This is a genomic window from Halobellus sp., assembly GCF_042218505.1.
Classification (GTDB): Archaea; Halobacteriota; Halobacteria; order Halobacteriales; family Haloferacaceae; genus Haloquadratum.
The window spans coordinates 19294-36937 of the sequence record NZ_JBDGQZ010000008.1 but is presented as its reverse complement, the minus strand read 5'-3'; the positions used below and the strand labels follow the sequence as shown (position 1 = coordinate 36937).

Here is a 17644-nt window from a genome sequence, read left to right as displayed (position 1 = left end):
CCAACGCCCTCTCCCCGCTGACGTGTTCGCCCCTCCACTGCCGGAACCTGTCGTGGTTCCAGCCCCGACCCTTGACGCCTGTGCCCTCGTTGATTCGCTACGACGCCGCCGAGAGCGTCGATCGCCGGTCTTCACGACCCGATACGGGCGCGGCTTCAGGACTCGAAAGCCGTGGCGGCTTTTATTCGGCCGCCGGTCGTTCAGTCGAGTCGTGAGTGAGGATCCGGATCCGGGTGCCGTTCTCGACGTCCTCAGCGACGAGTACGCCCGGTCGATCCTCGCTGTAACGAGTGTCAAACCAATGTCTGCACAGCAACTCGCCGACGAGTGTGGGATGTCCGAGCCGACGGTGTACCGGCGGGTCGAACGACTACAGGAGCACGACCTCCTCGAAGAGCGCACGGAGATCCAAGACGACGGGAACCACTTCAGCGTCTACGCAGCGACGCTCTCGGAGGTCTCTATCGAACTGGATGAGGGTTCCTTCGAGGCCGACGTGCAGCGACGCGAACCGGAAGCGTTCCCGGGGGAACGGGAGTCAGACACCGCAGATCGCTTCGCAAAGATGTGGGAGAATCTCTGAGATGCCTGGGGGCGTTGCCGTCGTCGAGTGGCTGATCTTCGCGCTCGCGCTCGGTTCGACACTGGTCGGTGGCTACGTCGGGTACCAGGCGTACCGCGGATACCGCCGCCACGACAGTCGGACGATGCGGGCGCTGTCGCTCGGCCTGCTGCTTCTCACGACCGTCGCGTTCGGCCTCGCGTTCGTCGGGTCGCTCCTCCTGCGGGAGGGCTATCTCGGCCTGCAGTACCAGCAGCCGCTGACGCTCGCGACTCGCGGCCTGCAGTTCCTCGGAGTCGTCCTCATCGCGTACTCCCTGCACTCGCGAGAGTGATCCCGTTCATCGACCCCCTCGGCGGTTGCAGACGCCGCCTCCCACTCAGCCACTTATATCTTCAGGTGCGGGTTCTCCGTGAGAAACTCCACGGGCGATGTCTTATTGCTGTGGTGTGTCCCACCGAACACGATGGTCCCCACGAAGGCCTTGATCGACGCGAGATGCGACCCCTCCACTGCAGTGACCGACTCCGACTGCGCTTCGGCAGCCGAGCGACTCCTCGCCCTCGAACGGGCGACTGACCGACTCGGTGGCTCGTGAGCAATGGCGAGTCTCCTCCCCACCCGCCAGTCGGTCGCCTCACCAGCATCGACGCGTAAAGAGGTCGTCGTCGACGGCGACGACTCCGGACAGGCGCTCTCGGCGCTTTCCTCGGAGACGGCCAGACGGATTCTTGCGGCGCTTCGCGACGGTCCGAAACCGGTCTCCAAGATCGCCTCGGCCGCCGAGACGTCGCTCCAGAACGCGCGATACCACATCGAACGCCTCTGTGAGGCCGGGTTCGTCGAACCCGTCGATACGTGGTATTCGGCGAAAGGCAGAGAAATGACCGTGTACGGACTGCTGACTGCGGAACTCGTTATCCGGTTCGACTCATAAGCGCCGAGGCGGCGACTCCGCCGAACCCGACCGACTCAGTCGCCCGAGCCGAGTCGGAGTTCGAGTCGGCGGCTGGTGAGGCCGTAGACGGTCATCTCCGTCCCCTTCGCGGAGTACCAGCAGCCAGCGTCCGTCACGAGTCCGGCCGCCTGTAGGCATTGCAGGTGGTGACAGGCGTTCTGGAGCGAGGTGTCGACGCGGTCGGCGAGGTCGGACGCGGTCGCCGGCCCGTCGCCGAGCGCCGAGACGATATCTCGCGCCGTCTCGGACCGCAACGCGTCGAGTGCGTCCGTGGACGCGTCGGGATCGACATCGACGGTCGTCGCCGGCTGCGGCGTGTGTTCGACCGTCGGTTGGCGCGGCAGCGGCGTCGCTGAGTTCGTCGTCATCGGTCAGATCCTCGTGACGGTCACGTCGCCGTCTCCGGTGTGGATCGTCAGGTCGTTGGTTCCTTCTCCCAGCGTTGCCTCGACGCGTCGCTCGGAGGTCATCGAGAGTCCACCGAGGGCATCGGCGACGGCGACCTCGCCGTTGTCGGTAGTGATCTCGATCGTCGCGTCGAGCGATTCGCCGATCCGGGCCACGATGTCGCCGTTAGACGACTGAACGGTCGCGGAGTCCGTGACTGCCGGGACCTCGGCGACGACGTCGCCGTCGTCCGTCTGGACGGTTCGGATCGATTCAGGACCGCCGACGGAGAGATCACCGTCTCGCGACCGCGCCGAGACCACGCCGCCGGCGCTGTCGATACTGATCGCTCCGTCCTGCGTCGTTGCCGAGACGCCGCCCGTGACGTCCTTGGCGGTGAGGTCGCCGTCCTCGCTCTCGATGACCGCGTCGCCGGCCGTTCCCTTGACGGAGACGTCTCCGTCGGTGGTCCGGATCTGATCGACGGGCACCGAGGCGGGGAGGTGGACCTCCAGCGCGATACTGCCGCCGCCGATCCCGACGACGTCCGGCTCCTCTGTGGCTATCTGTAGGGCGCCGCTGTCAATCTGTGACTGCAGTTGGAGGTCCGAGAGGCTCGTCTCGCCTCGCGCTCGCTTGTGTACGCGAACCGTGACGACCTCGCCGTCGGCCCGTTGCACGCTCACGTCGTCAGTCGCGTCAGAGACGACGAGCCGTTCGACCGCACTCGCCTCGAACTGACGCTCGACAGTCGTCTCGGTACTCTCTATCCGGACGAACGACCCGGTACAGCCGGATACAGCGGCGGTGCCGATGGCGGCCGCCGCACCGAGGAGCGACCGTCGGCTGAGCGTCTTGCCGGTCGACCGAGACGGCTCCGTGGAGTCGGAGCCGGTGTTGGGTGCCATTGGTTAAGCGCCTCTATGCGCCCTCGGATTCGGTTTCGCCGTCGGCTCCGAGCAGCACCGCCGTCGTGTAGCCGCCGAGTTTCGCGAGTCCGTTGAGGACGTGCAGCGAAACCAGGACCACGAACACCCCGAGGCCGGAGACGGCGATGGCTTCACCGAGCGTGTCGATGAGGTATGGGCCAATCGTGTAGCTCACGCCGGCGGCGTCGTAGAACACCGGCGTGGTGAGCAGCACTGCGCCGAGCGTTCCGGCCGTGACGAGCGCCGTGAACGCGACAATCCCGAACACGAACTTCAGCCCGACGAGCAGCAGACCGGTCCACGTCGAAGGTTCGGTCAGGAACTGCTTCGTCGTCGTCAGGAGGTCGTCGAGGCTGTCGACGTTCCAATCGAGCGTCTCGAGTGCTGCCGGCGGCGTTGCGTCGACGTCGACCAGCCACCTCGCCAGTTTGGCCTCGAAGCCGGCGGCTCCAACCGCCGCGACGAGCGTCAGCACGAGGAGCGGCACCCCGACGACGGTGACGAGGAGACTCGACCCCGTCGAGAGCCCCACCGAGAGGCCGACGAAGTAGAGCAACCCGAGTGGGAAGGCGAGTGCGAGGTATGCGATGTTACGATACGTCTGCTTGCGGAACGGAACGCCGAAGAACTGCTTGAGAACAGTTCCGGGTCCCGTGCGGAGGGCTCGGTTCATCGTCCCACCTGGGACGACGGGCGGGAATCCCGTATAAATAGGACCCGACTCGCTGAGGGAGCGACTCCCCAAAAGTTTCAAATACAAGTTTCAATCGAACGACCGGTAGATCGCGACGAGCCCCACGGTGTGTGCGACCGTCACGCCGAGAATCGCCTGGGCGTCGCTGAACCGTAACACCGGTGCGAGCACCTGGCTGACAAGGAACGGCACGACGGCGATGAACAGCACACCGACGGCAAGTACGCGCATCGTTTCGCTGTCGTTGCGTCGGTACCCGCGATACGCCAGGAAAGCGACGTATCCGCCCACGATGGCGGTGGCTGCGGCGACAACCGTCGTGACGGGGTCGGGAATCATTGTTTATGAACCACCGTGAGGATGACGAGCAGGCCGCACAGTTTGCTCACGTTCACGACGAACGCCCGCTCGGTTGCGCCGAGAACCGGGGCGTTCCCGAGGACGAGTCGGAGGAACATCGGCGCCGGTGCGAGCAGGAGCATTCCGACTGTCAGGAACAACAACGGGCGCTCTCGCGTCTGCAGGTAGCCCGCCGCGTACCGATAGGTGACGAGGACCGACAGGACGACGGCGACGAAGAACACCAGAATCGCCAGGATCGCCGTCGGCGCTGCGCCGCCGACCACGTCGATCTGTGCGACGTCGCCGCTCGCGCCGATTGCGCGCACCGCCGCGTGTCCAGTTTCTGTGTGTTCAGTCATCCCGAGAGTTCCTCGTACAGTCGCGTGAACCGGTCGGCGGCTTCCTCCTTCTCTGTTCGATCGACGTCCACCACGAATCCGTCGTCGGTGAGTTCGACGGTCACGCGCTCCATCCGCGCGACGTACTCCTCGTGGTGGTGGCCGCCGGGATCGAGTCGCTGTACGCCCTCCAGAAGATCGCGTTCGCGAAGTTGTTCGACGCGCCGGTAGATCGTCGACTCGGAGGCGTCGCACGCGTCGCTCAGCGCTTCGGCTGAACGGGCCTCTCCGTACGTCTCGATGAGAATTCGACGGGCGTAGTCGTCGTCGATCAGGGTGATGATTTCCTCGTCCTCACCACGCCCGTCACCCGAACGCATCGTCTCCGCGTTTCGGTGCGTCGGTGAAAAATGGTGGCCTCCCCGACACGTCCGTCACCCGTCCGACCTCGCACGAACGCGCGCAGGCCGCATACTTATGACGCAGAGGCCGTGATTCGAACGTGTAGTATGCCTGACGCTGTCGCCCGCCTCCGGTCGTCCCTCCCTCGACCCTCCCTGCGCACCGTCGTCACCACGCCGTTCCGACTCCGGACCTACGGGAATTTGCTCTATCTTCTCCTCGCCTTCCCGCTCGGACTCGGCTACTTCATATTTCTCTCGGTCGGGTTGTCGGTGAGTATCGGCCTCAGTTTCATCCTGCTCGGAATCCCGCTGTTTTTGATCGTGTTGGCGACGAGCATCGCGTTCGTGACCTTCGAGCGCCGCCTGGCGAGAGTGCTCCTCGGGACCGAGATCGAGTCTCCGCCGTGGCGGGTCGTTGACGCCGACGGCCTCCTCGATGGAATGAAGCGCCTCGTGAGCGACCCGGCGCTCTGGCTCGGACTCGGGTTCCTCGCGACGAAACTCGTCGTCGGCGTCATCGCGTTCACTCTCCTGGTGGGACTTCTGGTTCCGGCGTTCGCGGTCGTCGCCACGCCACTGTACTACGACAATCCCGGCGTCCGCGTCGGCGTCTTTCTCCCGACGGAGTTGACCCGGGAACTCTCGCTGTACATCCCGTGGAACGAACTGCTCGTCGGTGTCTCGTTCGTGGTCCGACTCTCCTCCTGGCAGGTCACGTCGCTCGTCGATGCCGTGGCGATGTCGATCGGCGGCATCCTGGCGGTCGTCCTCGTTCTGGCCATCCTCGACGGCTTCGCCTGGCTCTGCGGGCAGTGGGCTCGGCTGCTACTCGGGAAGTGGCTGATCGCGCGGTTCCAGTGAGTCTCAACGGCTGACACAACACCACCACTGACGCTGTCCACCGAGCGGAAACCGTCTCGCGTCTCGAGCGACACTCCCACCCGTCCGACCCGCTACCCGCACCAGTTCTCTGCCCGCTGATATCATCGCAGAGATTCACGATGTAACTTTCTTACGAGAGGCGCACGTACAGACACAGAATCACGTGTTTAGCGAGTTCCGGTCACCAAATGCGAACGCTGCCGGACCACACTTTGCTTTCGCCCCCCTGAGTACGATGTCTGACACTCACCCAAGCCGCATATTCGACAGCAGTACTGCACCGACGCTGTATGTGACGACTCCTGCAGCCGTCGTCTCCGACTCACAGTTCCCCTCCAAAGTCGACGACGGGGCGACTGTCTCAGCCGACGATGAGGCGACCGTCTCAACCGATGACGACCGACTGACCGGTTCAGGGTCCGACGGGGGACAGTGAATGAACGCCCTTCAGTCGCTGGTGGACACCCCGGCCGAGTCCATCCACGTCATTCACGTCGACGACGAACCCGACTTCGCCGATCTGACCGCGACGTATCTCGAACGCGAGAACGACCGCTTTGAGGTCACCACGGCGACCAGCGTAGACGAGGCGCTAAACGTTCTCGCCGAGGCCGACGTCGACTGTATCGTCTCGGACTACGATATGCCGGGCCTGAACGGGATCGAACTCCTCGAAGCGGTTCGTGTGGACTATCCAGACCTTCCGTTCATCCTGTTCACAGGGAAAGGATCCGAGGAAGTCGCCAGCGAGGCCATCTCGGCCGGAGTGACCGACTACCTCCAGAAAGAGCACGGGGTCGATCAGTACACGGTCCTAGCGAACCGGGTCTCGAACGCCATCGAGCACTCCCGGTCCCAGCAGCTGGTCGAGCGGAGCGAACAGCGTCTTCGCGAGATCATCGACGGCCTGCCGCACCCGCTGTACGTCGTGAGCGCGGACGGGCAGTATCTGCTGGCCAGTGAAGCGCTCGCTTCCTTTCACGAGACCACAGTCGACGCACTGGAAGGGACGGATATGCGAGAGGTGGTCAACGAGAGCGCTGCCAGCCGGCTCCAGCAGGCGTTCGACGAAGTCATCGAAACGGGGACGCGAACACGCCTCCGGGAAGTCGTGGTCACCGACGCGGACGGGGAGGATCACCTATTCGAACCGCAGTTGCTTCCCTTCGACCTCGGCGACGGCGAGCGGGCCGTCCTCGGCATCGCTATCGACGTGACCGAGCGCCGGCAACGGGAGTATGAAATCCAGCGCACTCGAGAACGGATGCGGCTCGCCCTCGATCATACTCGGTCGATCGTCTTCGACCTCGACCTCGATACCGGCGAGGTCGTCCGGCACGGGTCCTTCGAGGAGTACTTCAGACTCGACCCCGAGGACATCACGACGTGGGAAGCGTATCTCGACAGCACGGTCCATCCCGAGGACCGAGAGCCGTTCCGGAAGTTCTACGAGCAACTGATCGACGGCGAACGTGGCGGCGGTACTTTCGAATACCGGACGCACCCCGACCGCGGCAGCGTCCGCTGGGTCAGAGACACGGTCTCCGTGGAAACCGATTCGGCCGACGACTCGCGTCAGGCCGTCGGTATCACGCGTGATGTGACCGAACGGAAGGGGCGGGAACTGGATCTCCGGGGGAAAGAGCGCCGGTACCAGGCGGTGTTCAACGACCCGAACACGCTTGTCGGATTCGTCGATACGGACGGGACTGTCCTCGAAATCAACCAGATGGCGATGGAGTACGTCGACGCCGACCCGGCGGATGTCGTGGGCGATCCGCTCTGGACGACGCCGTGGTTCGACCGCTCGGCCGAGACTCGTCAGGAGGCCAGACAGTGGATCGACCGCGCTGTAAGCGGTGACTACGTCGAGTTCGAGGCTGACCTCGACCAACCGAACGGTGAATCGCACACGTTCGAGGGCGTCTTCCGACCCGTGACCGACCAGGAGGGGGCTGTCGTTTCGGTGTTTATGTCCGGTCGCGATATCACCGAACGTAAGAACCGGGAACGGGAACTGCAGCGGTACGAGGCGTATCTGGAGGAGTCCTCTGACATCGTCACGGTCATCGCCGAGGACGGGACGATCACGTATCAGAGCCCTGCGGTCGAGCGGGTTCTGGGCTACGGACCGGACGCGTTCATCGGTCAAAACGGGTTCGACTTCATCCACCCCGACGACGTGACTGCGGTCCGCGAGAAGTTCGCGGAACTCCTCGTCGAACCCGGGTCGACGGTGACTGCCGAGTGCCGATTCCGGACGGCCGACGACGAGTGGCGCTGGCTCGAATTGCGGGGGACGAACCGACTCGATCACGACCCGATCAACGGCATCGTGACGAACAACCGGGATATCACCGAGCGTAAGGAACGCGAAAAGGCACTCAAACGGGAGCGGGATCGACTCGACGAGTTCGCGAGCGTCGTCAGCCACGACCTTCGAACGCCGTTGAACGTCGCGGAGGGCCGACTGGAACTCGCTCAAGAGGAGCACAGGAGTGACAACCTCGACACGGTCGAGACCGCACTCGACCGGATGAACTCCATCATCGAGGACGTGCTCACACTGTCACGCGAAGGCCGGGACATCGGGTCGATGGATTCTGTCGCCGTTCAGGAGGTCGTCACCACCGTGTGGGACATCGTGGCCGACGCCGAGAGCGCAGCTGACCTCCGCTTCCCGGACAACGACCTCTCGACGCTCACCATCGAGGCCGACACCGACCGCTTCCGACAACTCCTGGAGAACCTCCTTCGAAACGCGATCGAGCACGGGGGCGACGACGTGACTGTCACTGTCGGTGCGATGGCCGACGGGTTCTATATCGAGGACGACGGGCCCGGAATCGCTAAGAACAGTCACGACGACGTGTTCGCGGCCGGCTACTCGACCAACCAGGAGGGGACCGGTTTCGGACTGAGCATCGTCAAACGAGTGGCGGAAGCGCACGGGTGGGAGATCAGTGTCATCGACGGGTCCCGGGGCGGGCCCCGATTCGAGATCACGGGCGTCGAAATGACGGCCGAATAGCCACTCGCTCACGGTCTCCCCGTCGGGGGCGACGATCAACTCGGGAACGACCACCGGTCGGCGCGTACGCGGTCGCCATCGTCGAGACGATGAGTTTGGTCGGAGCGGGCGTCGGTTCGCTGGTCGGGCTCGTCAGCACCGACGCGCGGACGGCCAGTCTCGTGCGCCCCGTGACCAACGCCCTGATCGTCGGCGCCGCGGCGGGGGTCGGACTCGGTCTGCTCTGAGGACCGGTGCCGTCTCCGCGGTTCGTATCGGCTGCCTCTGCTGATTCTGGATACAGACCACCGATGAGGAGCGCTATTGATCGGCGCGGCGATGAAACATTCATTGTCCCTCCGCGGAAAACCGTCGTTTATGCCCCGAGAACTGCTTCGAGAGGCGAGCGGGCGACTCAGGGACGCAGCGGAGGCCGCGAGCGGCGATGCACAGAAACGCATCTACGACCAGTCCGACGCGCTGGCGTCGCTGGCAGCGCGCGATCGCGACCCGGACCACGGGCGCCTCGCGCGTCACACCAACTCGCTCGAAGAACTGGCCGACGAGACCGAGGGAACGGCCCACGAGGCGATTATGGAGGCTAAAGAGAAGATCTCGACGTTCCGTGAGGGCGTCGAGGGCGTCTGAGTTCGCCGCCCGGTTTTCTGCCTGGCTCGTCGTCGGAGCCCCTCTGTTTCGGTTGGAGATTATGACACGTCGACATAACTCGGCGTGGCGACTGCGTGAGCGGACGGTCGCCCACCGGTGAGAGTCGAAGCCGGTCTCAACAGACGTTCTTCGGTTTGATCCCCATCGACTGCAACGTCTCGACGTAGTCGTCGTAGGCGGCCTCGACCACTGCGTCGCCGGCGTCGCGGGCGGCGTCCCAGTCGTCACCGTCACACGCCGCGTCGAGTGTCTCGACGATACGGTCGCGCTCGGCTTCGAGATCCGAGCGGAGTCCGCGGAAGCTATCGGCCGCCATCGGGTCGGCGTCGCCGACAAAAAAGCCCACCATCTGACCGACGTATTCGACTGACACCAGATACCGCCCGAGGAGTCCACCGAGGCGGGCCGACGTGGACTCCTGCTCGCCGAGGCGGTCGTACAGTTCCGGGATCGCGTCGAGCGACGGTTCGTCGGTCACGTCGTCGGCGTGTGCGCGGGCCGCCGCCGCGAGGTCGTCGTAGAGCGACGTCTCGTCGCCGTCGGCGTCATCGATCCAGTCTTCGAGGACCGACGCGAGCGCCAACGCGTCGGTGGCGGCCGCGGTTCGGACGCTGTCACCGTCCATCTCGCCGGCGGTGAGCGCGTACATCGCCTTCGAAGAACCCAGTCGGGAGAAGGCCGTCTCGTGGTCGGTGCGCAGTTCGGCTTCGAGATCGGTCCCGTCCATATGCGATTATCACCGGCGATCCGTTTGTAGCCATCGACAGGCGATCGTGCCCGATCGATCCACGGATAGCGAGGGTCGGACGTCTGCTTTCGAGGAGTCCAGACTGCGGCCGCTACCGAGTCGCTATCAACCCTTTTGTGGTCACTGGCTCATCGTCCAGTATGGTCCCCGATACCGACACCACCGCCGGCTCTCCTGCCCTGGACGCACCAGACGATTCCGGACGGAGCGATCGCCTGCCAGACGATATCGATCCCGAGTCGCTATACGACCTGGTGTACCGCGCGACCCGCGACGCGCTCTGGGACGTCTTGGGCACTGCGACGCTCCTCCTGTTTTATCTCTTGCTCGCGGCGATTGCCGTCTCTATCGTAATCAGCGGGATCGGCCCGTTCCTCCGCGGGTCGGCGCCGCTGTCGGCACTCGGTATCGGACTCCTCGCGGTCGCCGTCGGGTTGTTCGCGCTCTTCCGCGTGTATCGCCTCGCGACGGAGTGACCGCCACACTCGAACATCGCCCGACTGCGACGACGACCAGCGAAGCGGCGTTCGCCTCATTTCCGACTGCTGGGGAACGGTTAAGTAGATTCCTGGCAGTAGTTCAATCGATGAGGGACGACCCCGAGGAGGGGATGCTCTCGTGGGACGAGACGGTCTTCCGCGACGAACACGTCTTCGAGATCGACTACGTCCCCGAGACGTTCGAGCACCGCGAGAGCCAACTCGAGAGCCTGAAATACGCGCTTCGTCCGGCCGTCAGAGGGTCGCGCCCGCTGAACACGATGGTCCGCGGACCGCCCGGCACCGGAAAGACCACGGCGGTCCAGAAACTCTTCGGCGAACTCGGCGTGCAAAGCGGCGTCCAGACCGTCCGGGTGAACTGCCAAGTGGATTCGACGCGGTATGCGGTGTTCTCGCGGATCTTCGAGCATATCTTCGAGTACGAACCGCCCTCCTCGGGCATCTCGTTCAAGAAACTGTTCAGCCAGATCACCGACCGACTCGTCGAGGAGGAGGAGGTCCTCGCAGTCGCGCTCGACGACGTGAACTACCTCTTCTACGAGAACGAGGCGTCAGATACGCTCTACTCGCTTCTCAGAGCCCACGAGGCTCACTCGGGAGCCCGCATCGGTGTCCTCGTTGTCTCCTCGGACCTGGCGCTCGACGCTATCGACGAACTCGACGGCCGGGTCCAGAGCGTCTTCCGGCCGGAGGAGGTGTACTTCCCCGTCTACGACGTCGACGAGATCGTCGACATCCTCCGCGAGCGGGTCCAGCGGGGCTTCCACGAGGGGGTCGTCGGCGCGCCCGAACTCGACCGCGTGGCCGAACTCACCGCCGAGAGCGGCGACCTGCGGGTGGGAATCGATCTGCTTCGCCGCGCCGGTCTCCACGCGGAGATGCGCGCCAGTCGAACCGTCTCGAACGAGGACGTCGAGGCGGCCTACGAGAAATCGAAGTACGTCCACCTCTCGCGGCAACTCCGGGGCCTCTCGGACCGCGAGCGCGACCTCGTCCGCGTCATCGCCGAACACGACGGCGATCGGGCCGGTGCGGTCTACGACGCGTTCCACGAGGAGACCGACCTCGGCTACACCCGCTACTCGGAGATCGTGAACAAACTCGATCAACTCGGTGTCGTCGACGCCACGTACACCGAGGTCGAGGGGCGCGGTCGCTCGCGGTCGCTGTCGCTTGCATACGACGCCGAGGCGGTTCTCGAACGGCTATGAGACACCCCTCTGGGACCCTCCCGGAACGGAACTTTTGTGGGTGCCCGTGTCGACTCGCCGCGTATGAAGACGACCGGCGGCACTGACGACCAGAAGCGACGGGCCGGCGAACGCGCCGCCGAGGCGGTCGAAGACGGCGACGTAGTCGGCCTTGGAACGGGGAGCACCGCCGCCTACGCCATCCGCGCGCTCGGCCGGGCAGTCGACGACGGTCTCGACGTGGTGGGCGTCCCGACGTCGTTCGATTCCCGGCATCTCGCGCGCGAGGTCGGCGTTCGGGTAGGCTCGCTCGAGGGCGTGGACGGCATCGACCTCGCGATCGACGGGGCTGATCAGTTCGACACGCAACTGGCGGCGATCAAGGGCGGCGGCGCGGCCCACGCCCGCGAGAAAGTCGTCGCCGCCGTCGCCGACCGTCTCGTTCTCGTCGCCGACCCCTCGAAGTCCGCCGAGACGCTCTCGCGGTCGGTTCCGCTCGAAATCCTGCCCGACGCCCGTCCCGCCGTCGAACGGGACGTCGTGGATCTCGATGGGGTACCGACGCTGCGCCGCGCCGAGCACAAGGACGGCCCAGTCGTCACCGACAACGGAAACTTGATCCTCGACTGCGAGTTCGGTCCGATCGACGACCCCGCTGGACTGGCCTCGTCGCTCGCGTCGGTTCCAGGGGTCGTTGAGCACGGGTTGTTCGTCGACCTCGCCGACGCCGCATACGTCGGTACCGACGACGGCGTCGAGGTTCGTACGGCCGATTGAGGCCGCTCGAGGACCGCGGTGGCGTCTGCTCGCCGGGAGGGAGTTGCAAAAAAACGGCGTCAGTGTACCGGAATTACAGGTCGCGCGGCTGGACCGTCTTGCGGTCGTTCTCTTCAGCGCGGCGGGCTGCGTCTTCGAGCAGTTCTTCGACTTCGTCGTCGAGCGCGTCGTAGAAGTCAGAAGCGACGTTCTTCTCCTGGAGCGCTTCCTTCACGGCTGCCTTGACAATAAGGTCTGCCATACAGGTGGTCCTATATCGGCACTATATAAAAATATTTTCCAAATCGTCCGTGTCTCCGTCCGTAGCCGGTGTCTGTGGCGTTTCCTATGGGAATAATTTATATACCCGGGGGACGCATTGGCAGGACTACCGAAATTCCCGGCTCTAGACGGTCAGACCACCGTGAAGCGGCAGTCGTACCTGACATCCCGCCCCGAGTGGCTGGCCCGCGCTGGCCCCGAAGCGACAGACTCGTTTCTGCTGCCCAGCGAACGGCGCTATGCGCGACCTACTCGAGGCAGTCGCCGACGGTGAACTCTCGCCTGAAGCGGCCGAGGCACGACTCGCAGGCTACGTCACGACCGGTGCTGGACGGTTCGACGCGGCCCGCGAGTCACGCCGTGGTGCCCCTGAAGGCATCCTGGCGTCCGGCAAGACGCCGGCAGAGGTGGCGGTGCTCGCGACGGCAGCCCTCGAATCGACCGGACGCGCGCTCGTCACGCGTACATCTGACGCCGATGTCGACGCAGTCATCGAGGCTGCCGCAGAAGACGTTGACGCCGCAATCGAGTTCGATCACGACGAGCGAGCGCGGACGCTCCTCGCGCAGACGGCCGACCACGACCCGCCCGAACTCGACGCTACCGTCGGAGTCGTGACCGGCGGCACCGCCGATGGGGCTGTCGCCGGCGAAGCGACGGTGGTCCTCGACGCGATGGGGGCGACTGTCGAGCGTGTCGACGATGTGGGAGTCGCCCACCTCGGCCGCGTTCTCGACCACCTGGAACGACTCCGCGACGCCGACGCGTTGATCGTCGCTGCCGGACGAGAGGGAGCGCTCCCGACTGTCGTCGCCGGCCTCGTCGACACGCCTGTGATCGGTGTCCCGGTGTCCTCCGGGTACGGCCACGGCGGCGACGGTGAAGCGGCGCTCGCGGGGATGCTCCAGTCTTGTACCGTGCTCTCGGTCGTCAACGTCGACGCCGGGTTCGTCGCCGGCACACAAGCGGGCTTGATCGCCCGTGCCGTCAGCGCCGCCCGCTCGCAGACCGAGTGACGTACCCGGTGACGCGCTATTCGATTTCGAAACCGGAATAGCCAAACACGCGTTTCGTTATCTCTCTTATTTTTGTTCAAAATTGAGACTCGCGCGCGTGCGCGGGAAGCCATATAAGGGGTACGCTCGTAGGAGGAGTACCGGCAAATGGTGGCTGCCGGCAACACGTATGCCAAGTTGTGACCATTGCGGGTCACACGTCTCCGACCGTTTCGCACGCGTGTTCGCCGATGAGCACGGGCGACTGCTCGCCTGTCCAAACTGCTCGGCGAACGCAGGAATCGCGGAGGTCGCACGACAGCGGACCCGCACAGCGTGACCACTGAAGCGGATCCAGACCACCACGCGAAGCCGTGTTCCGATGTTTGAGGTCGGGCGGGTGAACCGCCGCCCGACCGCTTCAATTCCACACCCCCGAAAGCGGTCGCACTGCCCACTCGAGCGCAGTCACGCCGACTGACCGAGACCGGAAGGGCTACCTGACCTCTCGGCGAACGCACGCCCGATGAGTGACCCTCCGTCCCCGAAGATCCTCCTGACGAACGACGACGGCATCGACGCGCCGGGACTCGCGACGCTCCGTACCGAACTCACGGCGCTCGGTGACGTCACGGTTGTCGCGCCCGCCGCGAACCAGAGCGGTGTCGGACGGACGCGCAGTCACGCGGCAGTTATCCGCGACCACCCCTGGGGCCACGCGCTCGTCGGAACGCCGGCGGACTGCGTCGCGTACGGACTCCGAGGGCTGGGGACGGACTTCGACGTGGTCGTCTCCGGCGTAAACAACGGCCCCAACGCCGGCAACTACGTCGTCGGTCGCTCCGGGACAGTCGGGGCGGGCATCGAGGCAGCGTTTCTCGGCACGCCGGCGCTCGCGATCTCGGGCTACCACTCGACTGACTTCTTCCTCTCGCCGCCCGAGGAGTACGACTTCGCCCGCCCCGCGCGGATCGCCCGGCGACTCGTCGCCCGCGCACTCGACGCTGATGTCTACGACGACGTGGACCTCCTGAACGTCAACGCGCCCGTGGACGCGCCCTCACCGCCCGTCATTCTCACCGAACCGTACCACGACTACGAGCAGGATGTCGAGGAGATGGACAGCGGGGGCACCGAGGCCGACAGCGCGCTCCCGGCGGAACTGGGACTCGACGGCGTCGGAGCCGAGGACATCGGCCCCGACGAGCGCGTCGTACGGCTCAAAGACCAGACGTGGCCCGGCGTCGTCGGCTGGGAGAGCCCTTTCCCGCCGACGGACGAACACCGCGACCGCTACCCGGTCGGCACGGACCGCCGCGCGATGGTCGACGCCGCGGTCAGCGTTTCCCCGCTCGCCGTGACACACGCGTCGCCCGACAGCGCGGCGCTCGCTGACGTCATCGAGACCATCAGTGTTGAATAGCGGCCGCGCGCCGATGTCCTCCGATCATCACGTCTACGTTCTCGAATGCGACGACGGGACGCTGTACACCGGCTACACCACCGACGTCGAGCGGCGCGTCGCCGAACACGACGCCGGCGAGGGCGCGAAGTACACCCGCGGCCGGACGCCCGTCAAACTCGTTTACGTCGAGTCCTTCGACTCGAAGTCGGCAGCGATGTCTCGTGAGCACGAGATCAAGCAACTCTCCCGCGCGGCGAAGGCGCGACTCGTCGGCCTGGACTGACTGGCTCTGACTTCGGCTGACCGCGTCGTCTCGCCGCCGGTTCGTCGGGGCGACGACGGCGCTGCTCAGGCCTCCGGGTGCAACCGCCGCGCCTCGGCAACGACGGCTTCGCTTAGTCCTTCGAGTCGCCGTCGGATCCCGTCGTCGATGAGCCTGTCGCCGTCGTACTTGCTCGACGCGTTCCGGACGCCGACCTGTTCGGGGACCGTATGGCCGTAGACGCCGCGGACCGTGCTCCGGAGGTGTTCCAACGTCGGGCCGTATGACCCGCCGCCAGCGGTGACGACGAGTCCGACGGCGGTGTTCCGGTACTCGTCCTTCGAGCAGTAGTCGTGGAAGTTCCGGAACGTCGAGGAGTACGAACCGTGGTAAACGGGCGAACCGATCACGACTGCTTCCGCCTCCCGAACCCGTTCTCGGAGGGCCGCGGAGTCGCCCTGTTCGTCTCTGTCGGGATGATACAGCGGCAAGTCGACCGCGCTGAGATCGAGGAGGTCAGTCTCGACACCAGCCTCGTCAGCGACGGCGTCGAGGGCGATCCGGAGCGACTTCTTGGTGTAACTCCGTTCGCGGCGGCTTCCGTTGACGGCGGCGACGGTGAGCATCGTCTGTACTCGCACCCCGAGAGCGAAAAACACGACGGCGCGCCGCACCTTTTTGTTCGATGACGAACACCCAGAAGTATGGACGCAATCTCCTTCGGCACGGACGGATGGCGTGCGACACTCGACGTTTTCACCGACGACAGGGTGCGGGTCGTCGGGCAGGCGGTAGCGGACTACCTCCGCGACGAGGGGCACGACGCGCCCGTACTGATTGGATACGACGCTCGCCCCAGTTCAGAGGGGTTCGCAGACTCGCTGGCGGACGTCCTCACGGGCAACGGGTTCGATGTCCTCCTCCCTCAGCGGGACTGCCCAACTCCGCTCGTGGCGCACGCCATTGTCGATCGGGGACTCTCGGGCGCGCTGATGATTACCGCGTCGCACAACCCGGCGGAGTACAACGGCGTGAAGTTCATCCCGGCGGACGGCGCGCCCGCGCTCCCCGAGGTGACAGATGCCGTCGCCGACCGACTCGCCGATCCCGAGCGTCTCTCGCAGGCTGAACGCGGCACCGTCCGGCGGATCGATCTCGCGACGCCACACGCGGAACACGCCCGCGAGTTGATCAATGCGGATCTCTCGGGACTGACCGTGGTACACGACGCGATGCACGGTTCCGGCCGGGGCGTCACCGACGAACTGCTCCGCTCGGCGGGCGCGGACGTCGTGTGCGTCCGCGACGACCGCGACCCCGAGTTCGGCGGGACGCCGCCGGAACCGAGCGCCGAGAATCTCGGACCGCTCGTCAGGGCTGTCGAGAGGCACGACGCCGATCTCGGCGTCGCCAACGACGGCGACTCCGACCGCGTCGCGTTCGTCACACCAGAGCGCGGCCATCTCGACGAGAACCTCTTTTTCGCGGCGGCCTACGATTACCTTCTCGAATCTGATTCGGGGCCCGCGATCCGAACCGTCTCGACGACGTTCCTGATCGACCGCATCGCCGAGGCGCACGGAGAGGCGGTCTTCGAGACGGCGGTCGGGTTCAAGTGGGTCGCCGAGGGACTGGCTGAACACGACGCCCTGATTGGTGGCGAGGAGTCCGGCGGCTTCTCGATCCGCGGGCATGTCCGCGAGAAAGACGGCGTCCTGATGGGGCTCCTCGGCGCGGCCGCGGCGGCCGCCGAACCGATGGACGAGCGGGTCGACCGCCTGCTCGACGCTCACGGCGACATCGTCGCGGGGAAGATCAGCCTCGAGTGCTCCGATTCCGAGAAAGCGCGCGTGATCGAGGAACTCGATGACGCGCTCCCGGATCAGGTCGCGGGCCGCGAGATCGCTGAGATCGTCACACTCGACGGCTTCAAACTCCTCCTGGAGGACGGTTCGTGGCTCCTTGTACGCCCCTCCGGCACCGAACCGGCCGTGCGCGTCTACGCCGAGGCCGCGAGCCAGGAGCGCGCCGACGCACTGCTCTCGGCCGGTCGAGACCTCGTCGCCCCGTTGATTTGAGCCGACAGTTCCAGAGTTACTGCCGCACACCCAGCAGGCGATCCCCGTCCCAGTCGGTTTCTCGAATCTCGAACCCCAGCGATTCGTAGAAGGGACGGACCCCTGCTGGGAACCGTGCGATAAGCACGCCGTCGGCACGGTCGGCGGCCGCTTCGACGAGGTCGCGGCCGATCCCGCGCCCGCGCCGCGACTGGTGGACGGCGATCTGTTCGATTTCGGTCGCGCTGTCGTCGATCTCGGCGGTGGCTTCGCC

General features: G+C 65.4%; 26 protein-coding genes. 16 read left to right on the top strand and 10 right to left on the bottom strand.

Annotated features, from left to right (window positions below; genetic code table 11):
• Positions 1-211 precede the first annotated feature (211 nt).
• The 4 genes from ABEI27_RS02220 (at position 212) to ABEI27_RS02205 (ending at position 1499) form a co-directional block, all read left to right on the top strand.
• Entirely contained in the window at positions 212-583 is a 372-nt protein-coding gene (locus tag ABEI27_RS02220; RefSeq protein WP_375797788.1) for an ArsR/SmtB family transcription factor, read from the top strand.
• A 1-nt stretch (position 584) separates the two neighbouring features.
• Positions 585-896 carry a hypothetical protein gene (locus tag ABEI27_RS02215; protein ID WP_375797787.1) on the top strand — a complete coding sequence of 104 codons (312 nt, stop codon included), beginning with the start codon at positions 585-587 and terminating at the stop codon, positions 894-896.
• A 132-nt stretch (positions 897-1028) separates the two neighbouring features.
• Complete coding sequence (locus ABEI27_RS02210; protein ID WP_375797786.1) at positions 1029-1160, top strand: hypothetical protein; 132 nt, start codon at positions 1029-1031, stop codon at positions 1158-1160.
• A 3-nt stretch (positions 1161-1163) separates the two neighbouring features.
• A complete protein-coding gene (locus ABEI27_RS02205; protein WP_375797785.1) occupies positions 1164-1499 on the top strand; it encodes an ArsR/SmtB family transcription factor in 336 nt (111 codons plus the stop codon).
• A 35-nt stretch (positions 1500-1534) separates the two neighbouring features.
• Here the strand turns inward: ABEI27_RS02205 and ABEI27_RS02200 are convergent, their stop codons facing one another.
• The 6 genes from ABEI27_RS02200 to ABEI27_RS02175 all read right to left on the bottom strand — a co-directional run bounded on the left by ABEI27_RS02200 (position 1535) and on the right by ABEI27_RS02175 (position 4590).
• On the bottom strand, positions 1535-1888 hold the full coding sequence (locus tag ABEI27_RS02200) for an ArsR/SmtB family transcription factor (RefSeq protein ID WP_375797784.1): 354 nt from the start codon (positions 1886-1888) through the stop codon (positions 1535-1537).
• Positions 1889-1891: 3 nt separating this feature from the next.
• On the bottom strand, positions 1892-2815 hold the full coding sequence (locus ABEI27_RS02195; protein WP_375797783.1) for a DUF4097 family beta strand repeat-containing protein: 924 nt from the start codon (positions 2813-2815) through the stop codon (positions 1892-1894).
• Between the two features lie 13 nt (positions 2816-2828).
• Entirely contained in the window at positions 2829-3509 is a 681-nt protein-coding gene (locus tag ABEI27_RS02190; RefSeq protein ID WP_375797782.1) for a sensor domain-containing protein, read from the bottom strand.
• Between the two features lie 90 nt (positions 3510-3599).
• Complete coding sequence (locus ABEI27_RS02185) at positions 3600-3869, bottom strand: hypothetical protein (RefSeq protein ID WP_375797781.1); 270 nt, start codon at positions 3867-3869, stop codon at positions 3600-3602.
• Positions 3866-4231: a hypothetical protein gene (locus ABEI27_RS02180; RefSeq protein ID WP_375797780.1), complete on the bottom strand. Its 366-nt coding sequence runs from the start codon at positions 4229-4231 to the stop codon at positions 3866-3868. Before ABEI27_RS02180 ends, ABEI27_RS02185 begins: the two co-directional genes overlap by 4 nt.
• The gene (locus ABEI27_RS02175) at positions 4228-4590 is read right to left on the bottom strand and encodes a helix-turn-helix domain-containing protein (protein WP_375797779.1); all 363 of its coding nucleotides are present in this window, start codon (positions 4588-4590) and stop codon (positions 4228-4230) included. Before ABEI27_RS02175 ends, ABEI27_RS02180 begins: the two co-directional genes overlap by 4 nt.
• 129 nt (positions 4591-4719) lie before the next feature.
• On the opposite strand from ABEI27_RS02175, the gene ABEI27_RS02170 reads away from it, so the two are divergent.
• From ABEI27_RS02170 to ABEI27_RS02150, 5 genes are all read left to right on the top strand, one after another.
• A complete protein-coding gene (locus ABEI27_RS02170) occupies positions 4720-5475 on the top strand; it encodes a sensor domain-containing protein (protein WP_375797778.1) in 756 nt (251 codons plus the stop codon).
• Between the two features lie 313 nt (positions 5476-5788).
• The gene (locus ABEI27_RS02165) at positions 5789-5932 is read left to right on the top strand and encodes a hypothetical protein (protein WP_375797777.1); all 144 of its coding nucleotides are present in this window, start codon (positions 5789-5791) and stop codon (positions 5930-5932) included.
• Complete coding sequence (locus ABEI27_RS02160) at positions 5933-8527, top strand: PAS domain S-box protein (RefSeq protein ID WP_375797776.1); 2595 nt, start codon at positions 5933-5935, stop codon at positions 8525-8527.
• Between the two features lie 89 nt (positions 8528-8616).
• Positions 8617-8754 carry a hypothetical protein gene (locus ABEI27_RS02155; protein WP_375797775.1) on the top strand — a complete coding sequence of 46 codons (138 nt, stop codon included), beginning with the start codon at positions 8617-8619 and terminating at the stop codon, positions 8752-8754.
• 130 nt (positions 8755-8884) lie between these two features.
• Positions 8885-9154: a hypothetical protein gene (locus tag ABEI27_RS02150; protein WP_375797774.1), complete on the top strand. Its 270-nt coding sequence runs from the start codon at positions 8885-8887 to the stop codon at positions 9152-9154.
• A gap of 136 nt (positions 9155-9290) precedes the next feature.
• Here ABEI27_RS02150 and ABEI27_RS02145 read toward each other — a convergent pair whose 3' ends face one another.
• Complete coding sequence (locus tag ABEI27_RS02145; protein ID WP_375797773.1) at positions 9291-9902, bottom strand: transcription antitermination protein; 612 nt, start codon at positions 9900-9902, stop codon at positions 9291-9293.
• Between the two features lie 161 nt (positions 9903-10063).
• On the opposite strand from ABEI27_RS02145, the gene ABEI27_RS02140 reads away from it, so the two are divergent.
• The 3 genes from ABEI27_RS02140 (at position 10064) to rpiA (ending at position 12390) form a co-directional block, all read left to right on the top strand.
• On the top strand, positions 10064-10399 hold the full coding sequence (locus ABEI27_RS02140; RefSeq protein ID WP_375797772.1) for a hypothetical protein: 336 nt from the start codon (positions 10064-10066) through the stop codon (positions 10397-10399).
• A 110-nt stretch (positions 10400-10509) separates the two neighbouring features.
• Entirely contained in the window at positions 10510-11634 is a 1125-nt protein-coding gene (locus tag ABEI27_RS02135) for an ORC1-type DNA replication protein (RefSeq protein ID WP_375797771.1), read from the top strand.
• A 63-nt stretch (positions 11635-11697) separates the two neighbouring features.
• Positions 11698-12390 carry a ribose-5-phosphate isomerase RpiA gene (gene rpiA / locus ABEI27_RS02130; protein WP_375797770.1) on the top strand — a complete coding sequence of 231 codons (693 nt, stop codon included), beginning with the start codon at positions 11698-11700 and terminating at the stop codon, positions 12388-12390.
• Positions 12391-12463: 73 nt separating this feature from the next.
• On the opposite strand, the gene ABEI27_RS02125 is transcribed toward rpiA, so the two are convergent.
• Positions 12464-12631 carry a DUF1931 family protein gene (locus tag ABEI27_RS02125; RefSeq protein ID WP_089765831.1) on the bottom strand — a complete coding sequence of 56 codons (168 nt, stop codon included), beginning with the start codon at positions 12629-12631 and terminating at the stop codon, positions 12464-12466.
• 259 nt (positions 12632-12890) lie between these two features.
• Here ABEI27_RS02125 and larB point away from each other — a divergent pair, with 259 nt between their 5' ends.
• The 3 genes from larB to ABEI27_RS02110 all read left to right on the top strand — a co-directional run bounded on the left by larB (position 12891) and on the right by ABEI27_RS02110 (position 15334).
• Complete coding sequence (gene larB / locus ABEI27_RS02120; RefSeq protein WP_375797769.1) at positions 12891-13667, top strand: nickel pincer cofactor biosynthesis protein LarB; 777 nt, start codon at positions 12891-12893, stop codon at positions 13665-13667.
• Positions 13668-14172: 505 nt separating this feature from the next.
• On the top strand, positions 14173-15069 hold the full coding sequence (surE, locus tag ABEI27_RS02115; RefSeq protein WP_375797768.1) for a 5'/3'-nucleotidase SurE: 897 nt from the start codon (positions 14173-14175) through the stop codon (positions 15067-15069).
• A 13-nt stretch (positions 15070-15082) separates the two neighbouring features.
• Positions 15083-15334, top strand: coding sequence for a GIY-YIG nuclease family protein (locus ABEI27_RS02110; RefSeq protein ID WP_375797767.1), 252 nt, complete (start codon positions 15083-15085; stop codon positions 15332-15334).
• Between the two features lie 65 nt (positions 15335-15399).
• On the opposite strand, the gene ABEI27_RS02105 is transcribed toward ABEI27_RS02110, so the two are convergent.
• The gene (locus ABEI27_RS02105; RefSeq protein WP_375797766.1) at positions 15400-15939 is read right to left on the bottom strand and encodes an NADPH-dependent FMN reductase; all 540 of its coding nucleotides are present in this window, start codon (positions 15937-15939) and stop codon (positions 15400-15402) included.
• A 78-nt stretch (positions 15940-16017) separates the two neighbouring features.
• Here ABEI27_RS02105 and ABEI27_RS02100 point away from each other — a divergent pair, with 78 nt between their 5' ends.
• Positions 16018-17391 (top strand): phosphoglucomutase/phosphomannomutase family protein, encoded by a 1374-nt coding sequence (locus ABEI27_RS02100; RefSeq protein WP_375797765.1) that lies wholly within the window; start codon positions 16018-16020, stop codon positions 17389-17391.
• Between the two features lie 16 nt (positions 17392-17407).
• Here ABEI27_RS02100 and ABEI27_RS02095 read toward each other — a convergent pair.
• Positions 17408-17644: GNAT family N-acetyltransferase (locus tag ABEI27_RS02095; protein ID WP_375797764.1), on the bottom strand; the 237-nt coding region annotated here is incomplete at its 5' end.

Excerpts from the sequence above, each read along its gene's own strand:
- ABEI27_RS02150 (WP_375797774.1), top strand. The coding sequence starts at position 8,885 with ATGCCCCGAGAACTGCTTCGAGAGGCGAGCGGGCGACTCAGGGACGCA.
- ABEI27_RS02205 (WP_375797785.1), top strand. The coding sequence starts at position 1,164 with ATGGCGAGTCTCCTCCCCACCCGCCAGTCGGTCGCCTCACCAGCATCG.
- ABEI27_RS02125 (WP_089765831.1), bottom strand. The coding sequence starts at position 12,631 with ATGGCAGACCTTATTGTCAAGGCAGCCGTGAAGGAAGCGCTCCAGGAG.
- ABEI27_RS02110 (WP_375797767.1), top strand. The coding sequence starts at position 15,083 with ATGTCCTCCGATCATCACGTCTACGTTCTCGAATGCGACGACGGGACG.
- ABEI27_RS02210 (WP_375797786.1), top strand. The coding sequence starts at position 1,029 with ATGGTCCCCACGAAGGCCTTGATCGACGCGAGATGCGACCCCTCCACT.
- ABEI27_RS02175 (WP_375797779.1), bottom strand. The coding sequence starts at position 4,590 with ATGCGTTCGGGTGACGGGCGTGGTGAGGACGAGGAAATCATCACCCTG.
- ABEI27_RS02105 (WP_375797766.1), bottom strand. The coding sequence starts at position 15,939 with ATGCTCACCGTCGCCGCCGTCAACGGAAGCCGCCGCGAACGGAGTTAC.
- larB (WP_375797769.1), top strand. The coding sequence starts at position 12,891 with ATGCGCGACCTACTCGAGGCAGTCGCCGACGGTGAACTCTCGCCTGAA.
- ABEI27_RS02155 (WP_375797775.1), top strand. The coding sequence starts at position 8,617 with ATGAGTTTGGTCGGAGCGGGCGTCGGTTCGCTGGTCGGGCTCGTCAGC.
- ABEI27_RS02100 (WP_375797765.1), top strand. The coding sequence starts at position 16,018 with ATGGACGCAATCTCCTTCGGCACGGACGGATGGCGTGCGACACTCGAC.
- ABEI27_RS02170 (WP_375797778.1), top strand. The coding sequence starts at position 4,720 with ATGCCTGACGCTGTCGCCCGCCTCCGGTCGTCCCTCCCTCGACCCTCC.
- surE (WP_375797768.1), top strand. The coding sequence starts at position 14,173 with ATGAGTGACCCTCCGTCCCCGAAGATCCTCCTGACGAACGACGACGGC.
- ABEI27_RS02190 (WP_375797782.1), bottom strand. The coding sequence starts at position 3,509 with ATGAACCGAGCCCTCCGCACGGGACCCGGAACTGTTCTCAAGCAGTTC.
- ABEI27_RS02195 (WP_375797783.1), bottom strand. The coding sequence starts at position 2,815 with ATGGCACCCAACACCGGCTCCGACTCCACGGAGCCGTCTCGGTCGACC.
- rpiA (WP_375797770.1), top strand. The coding sequence starts at position 11,698 with ATGAAGACGACCGGCGGCACTGACGACCAGAAGCGACGGGCCGGCGAA.
- ABEI27_RS02140 (WP_375797772.1), top strand. The coding sequence starts at position 10,064 with ATGGTCCCCGATACCGACACCACCGCCGGCTCTCCTGCCCTGGACGCA.
- ABEI27_RS02215 (WP_375797787.1), top strand. The coding sequence starts at position 585 with ATGCCTGGGGGCGTTGCCGTCGTCGAGTGGCTGATCTTCGCGCTCGCG.
- ABEI27_RS02185 (WP_375797781.1), bottom strand. The coding sequence starts at position 3,869 with ATGATTCCCGACCCCGTCACGACGGTTGTCGCCGCAGCCACCGCCATC.
- ABEI27_RS02145 (WP_375797773.1), bottom strand. The coding sequence starts at position 9,902 with ATGGACGGGACCGATCTCGAAGCCGAACTGCGCACCGACCACGAGACG.
- ABEI27_RS02160 (WP_375797776.1), top strand. The coding sequence starts at position 5,933 with ATGAACGCCCTTCAGTCGCTGGTGGACACCCCGGCCGAGTCCATCCAC.
- ABEI27_RS02135 (WP_375797771.1), top strand. The coding sequence starts at position 10,510 with ATGAGGGACGACCCCGAGGAGGGGATGCTCTCGTGGGACGAGACGGTC.
- ABEI27_RS02200 (WP_375797784.1), bottom strand. The coding sequence starts at position 1,888 with ATGACGACGAACTCAGCGACGCCGCTGCCGCGCCAACCGACGGTCGAA.
- ABEI27_RS02180 (WP_375797780.1), bottom strand. The coding sequence starts at position 4,231 with ATGACTGAACACACAGAAACTGGACACGCGGCGGTGCGCGCAATCGGC.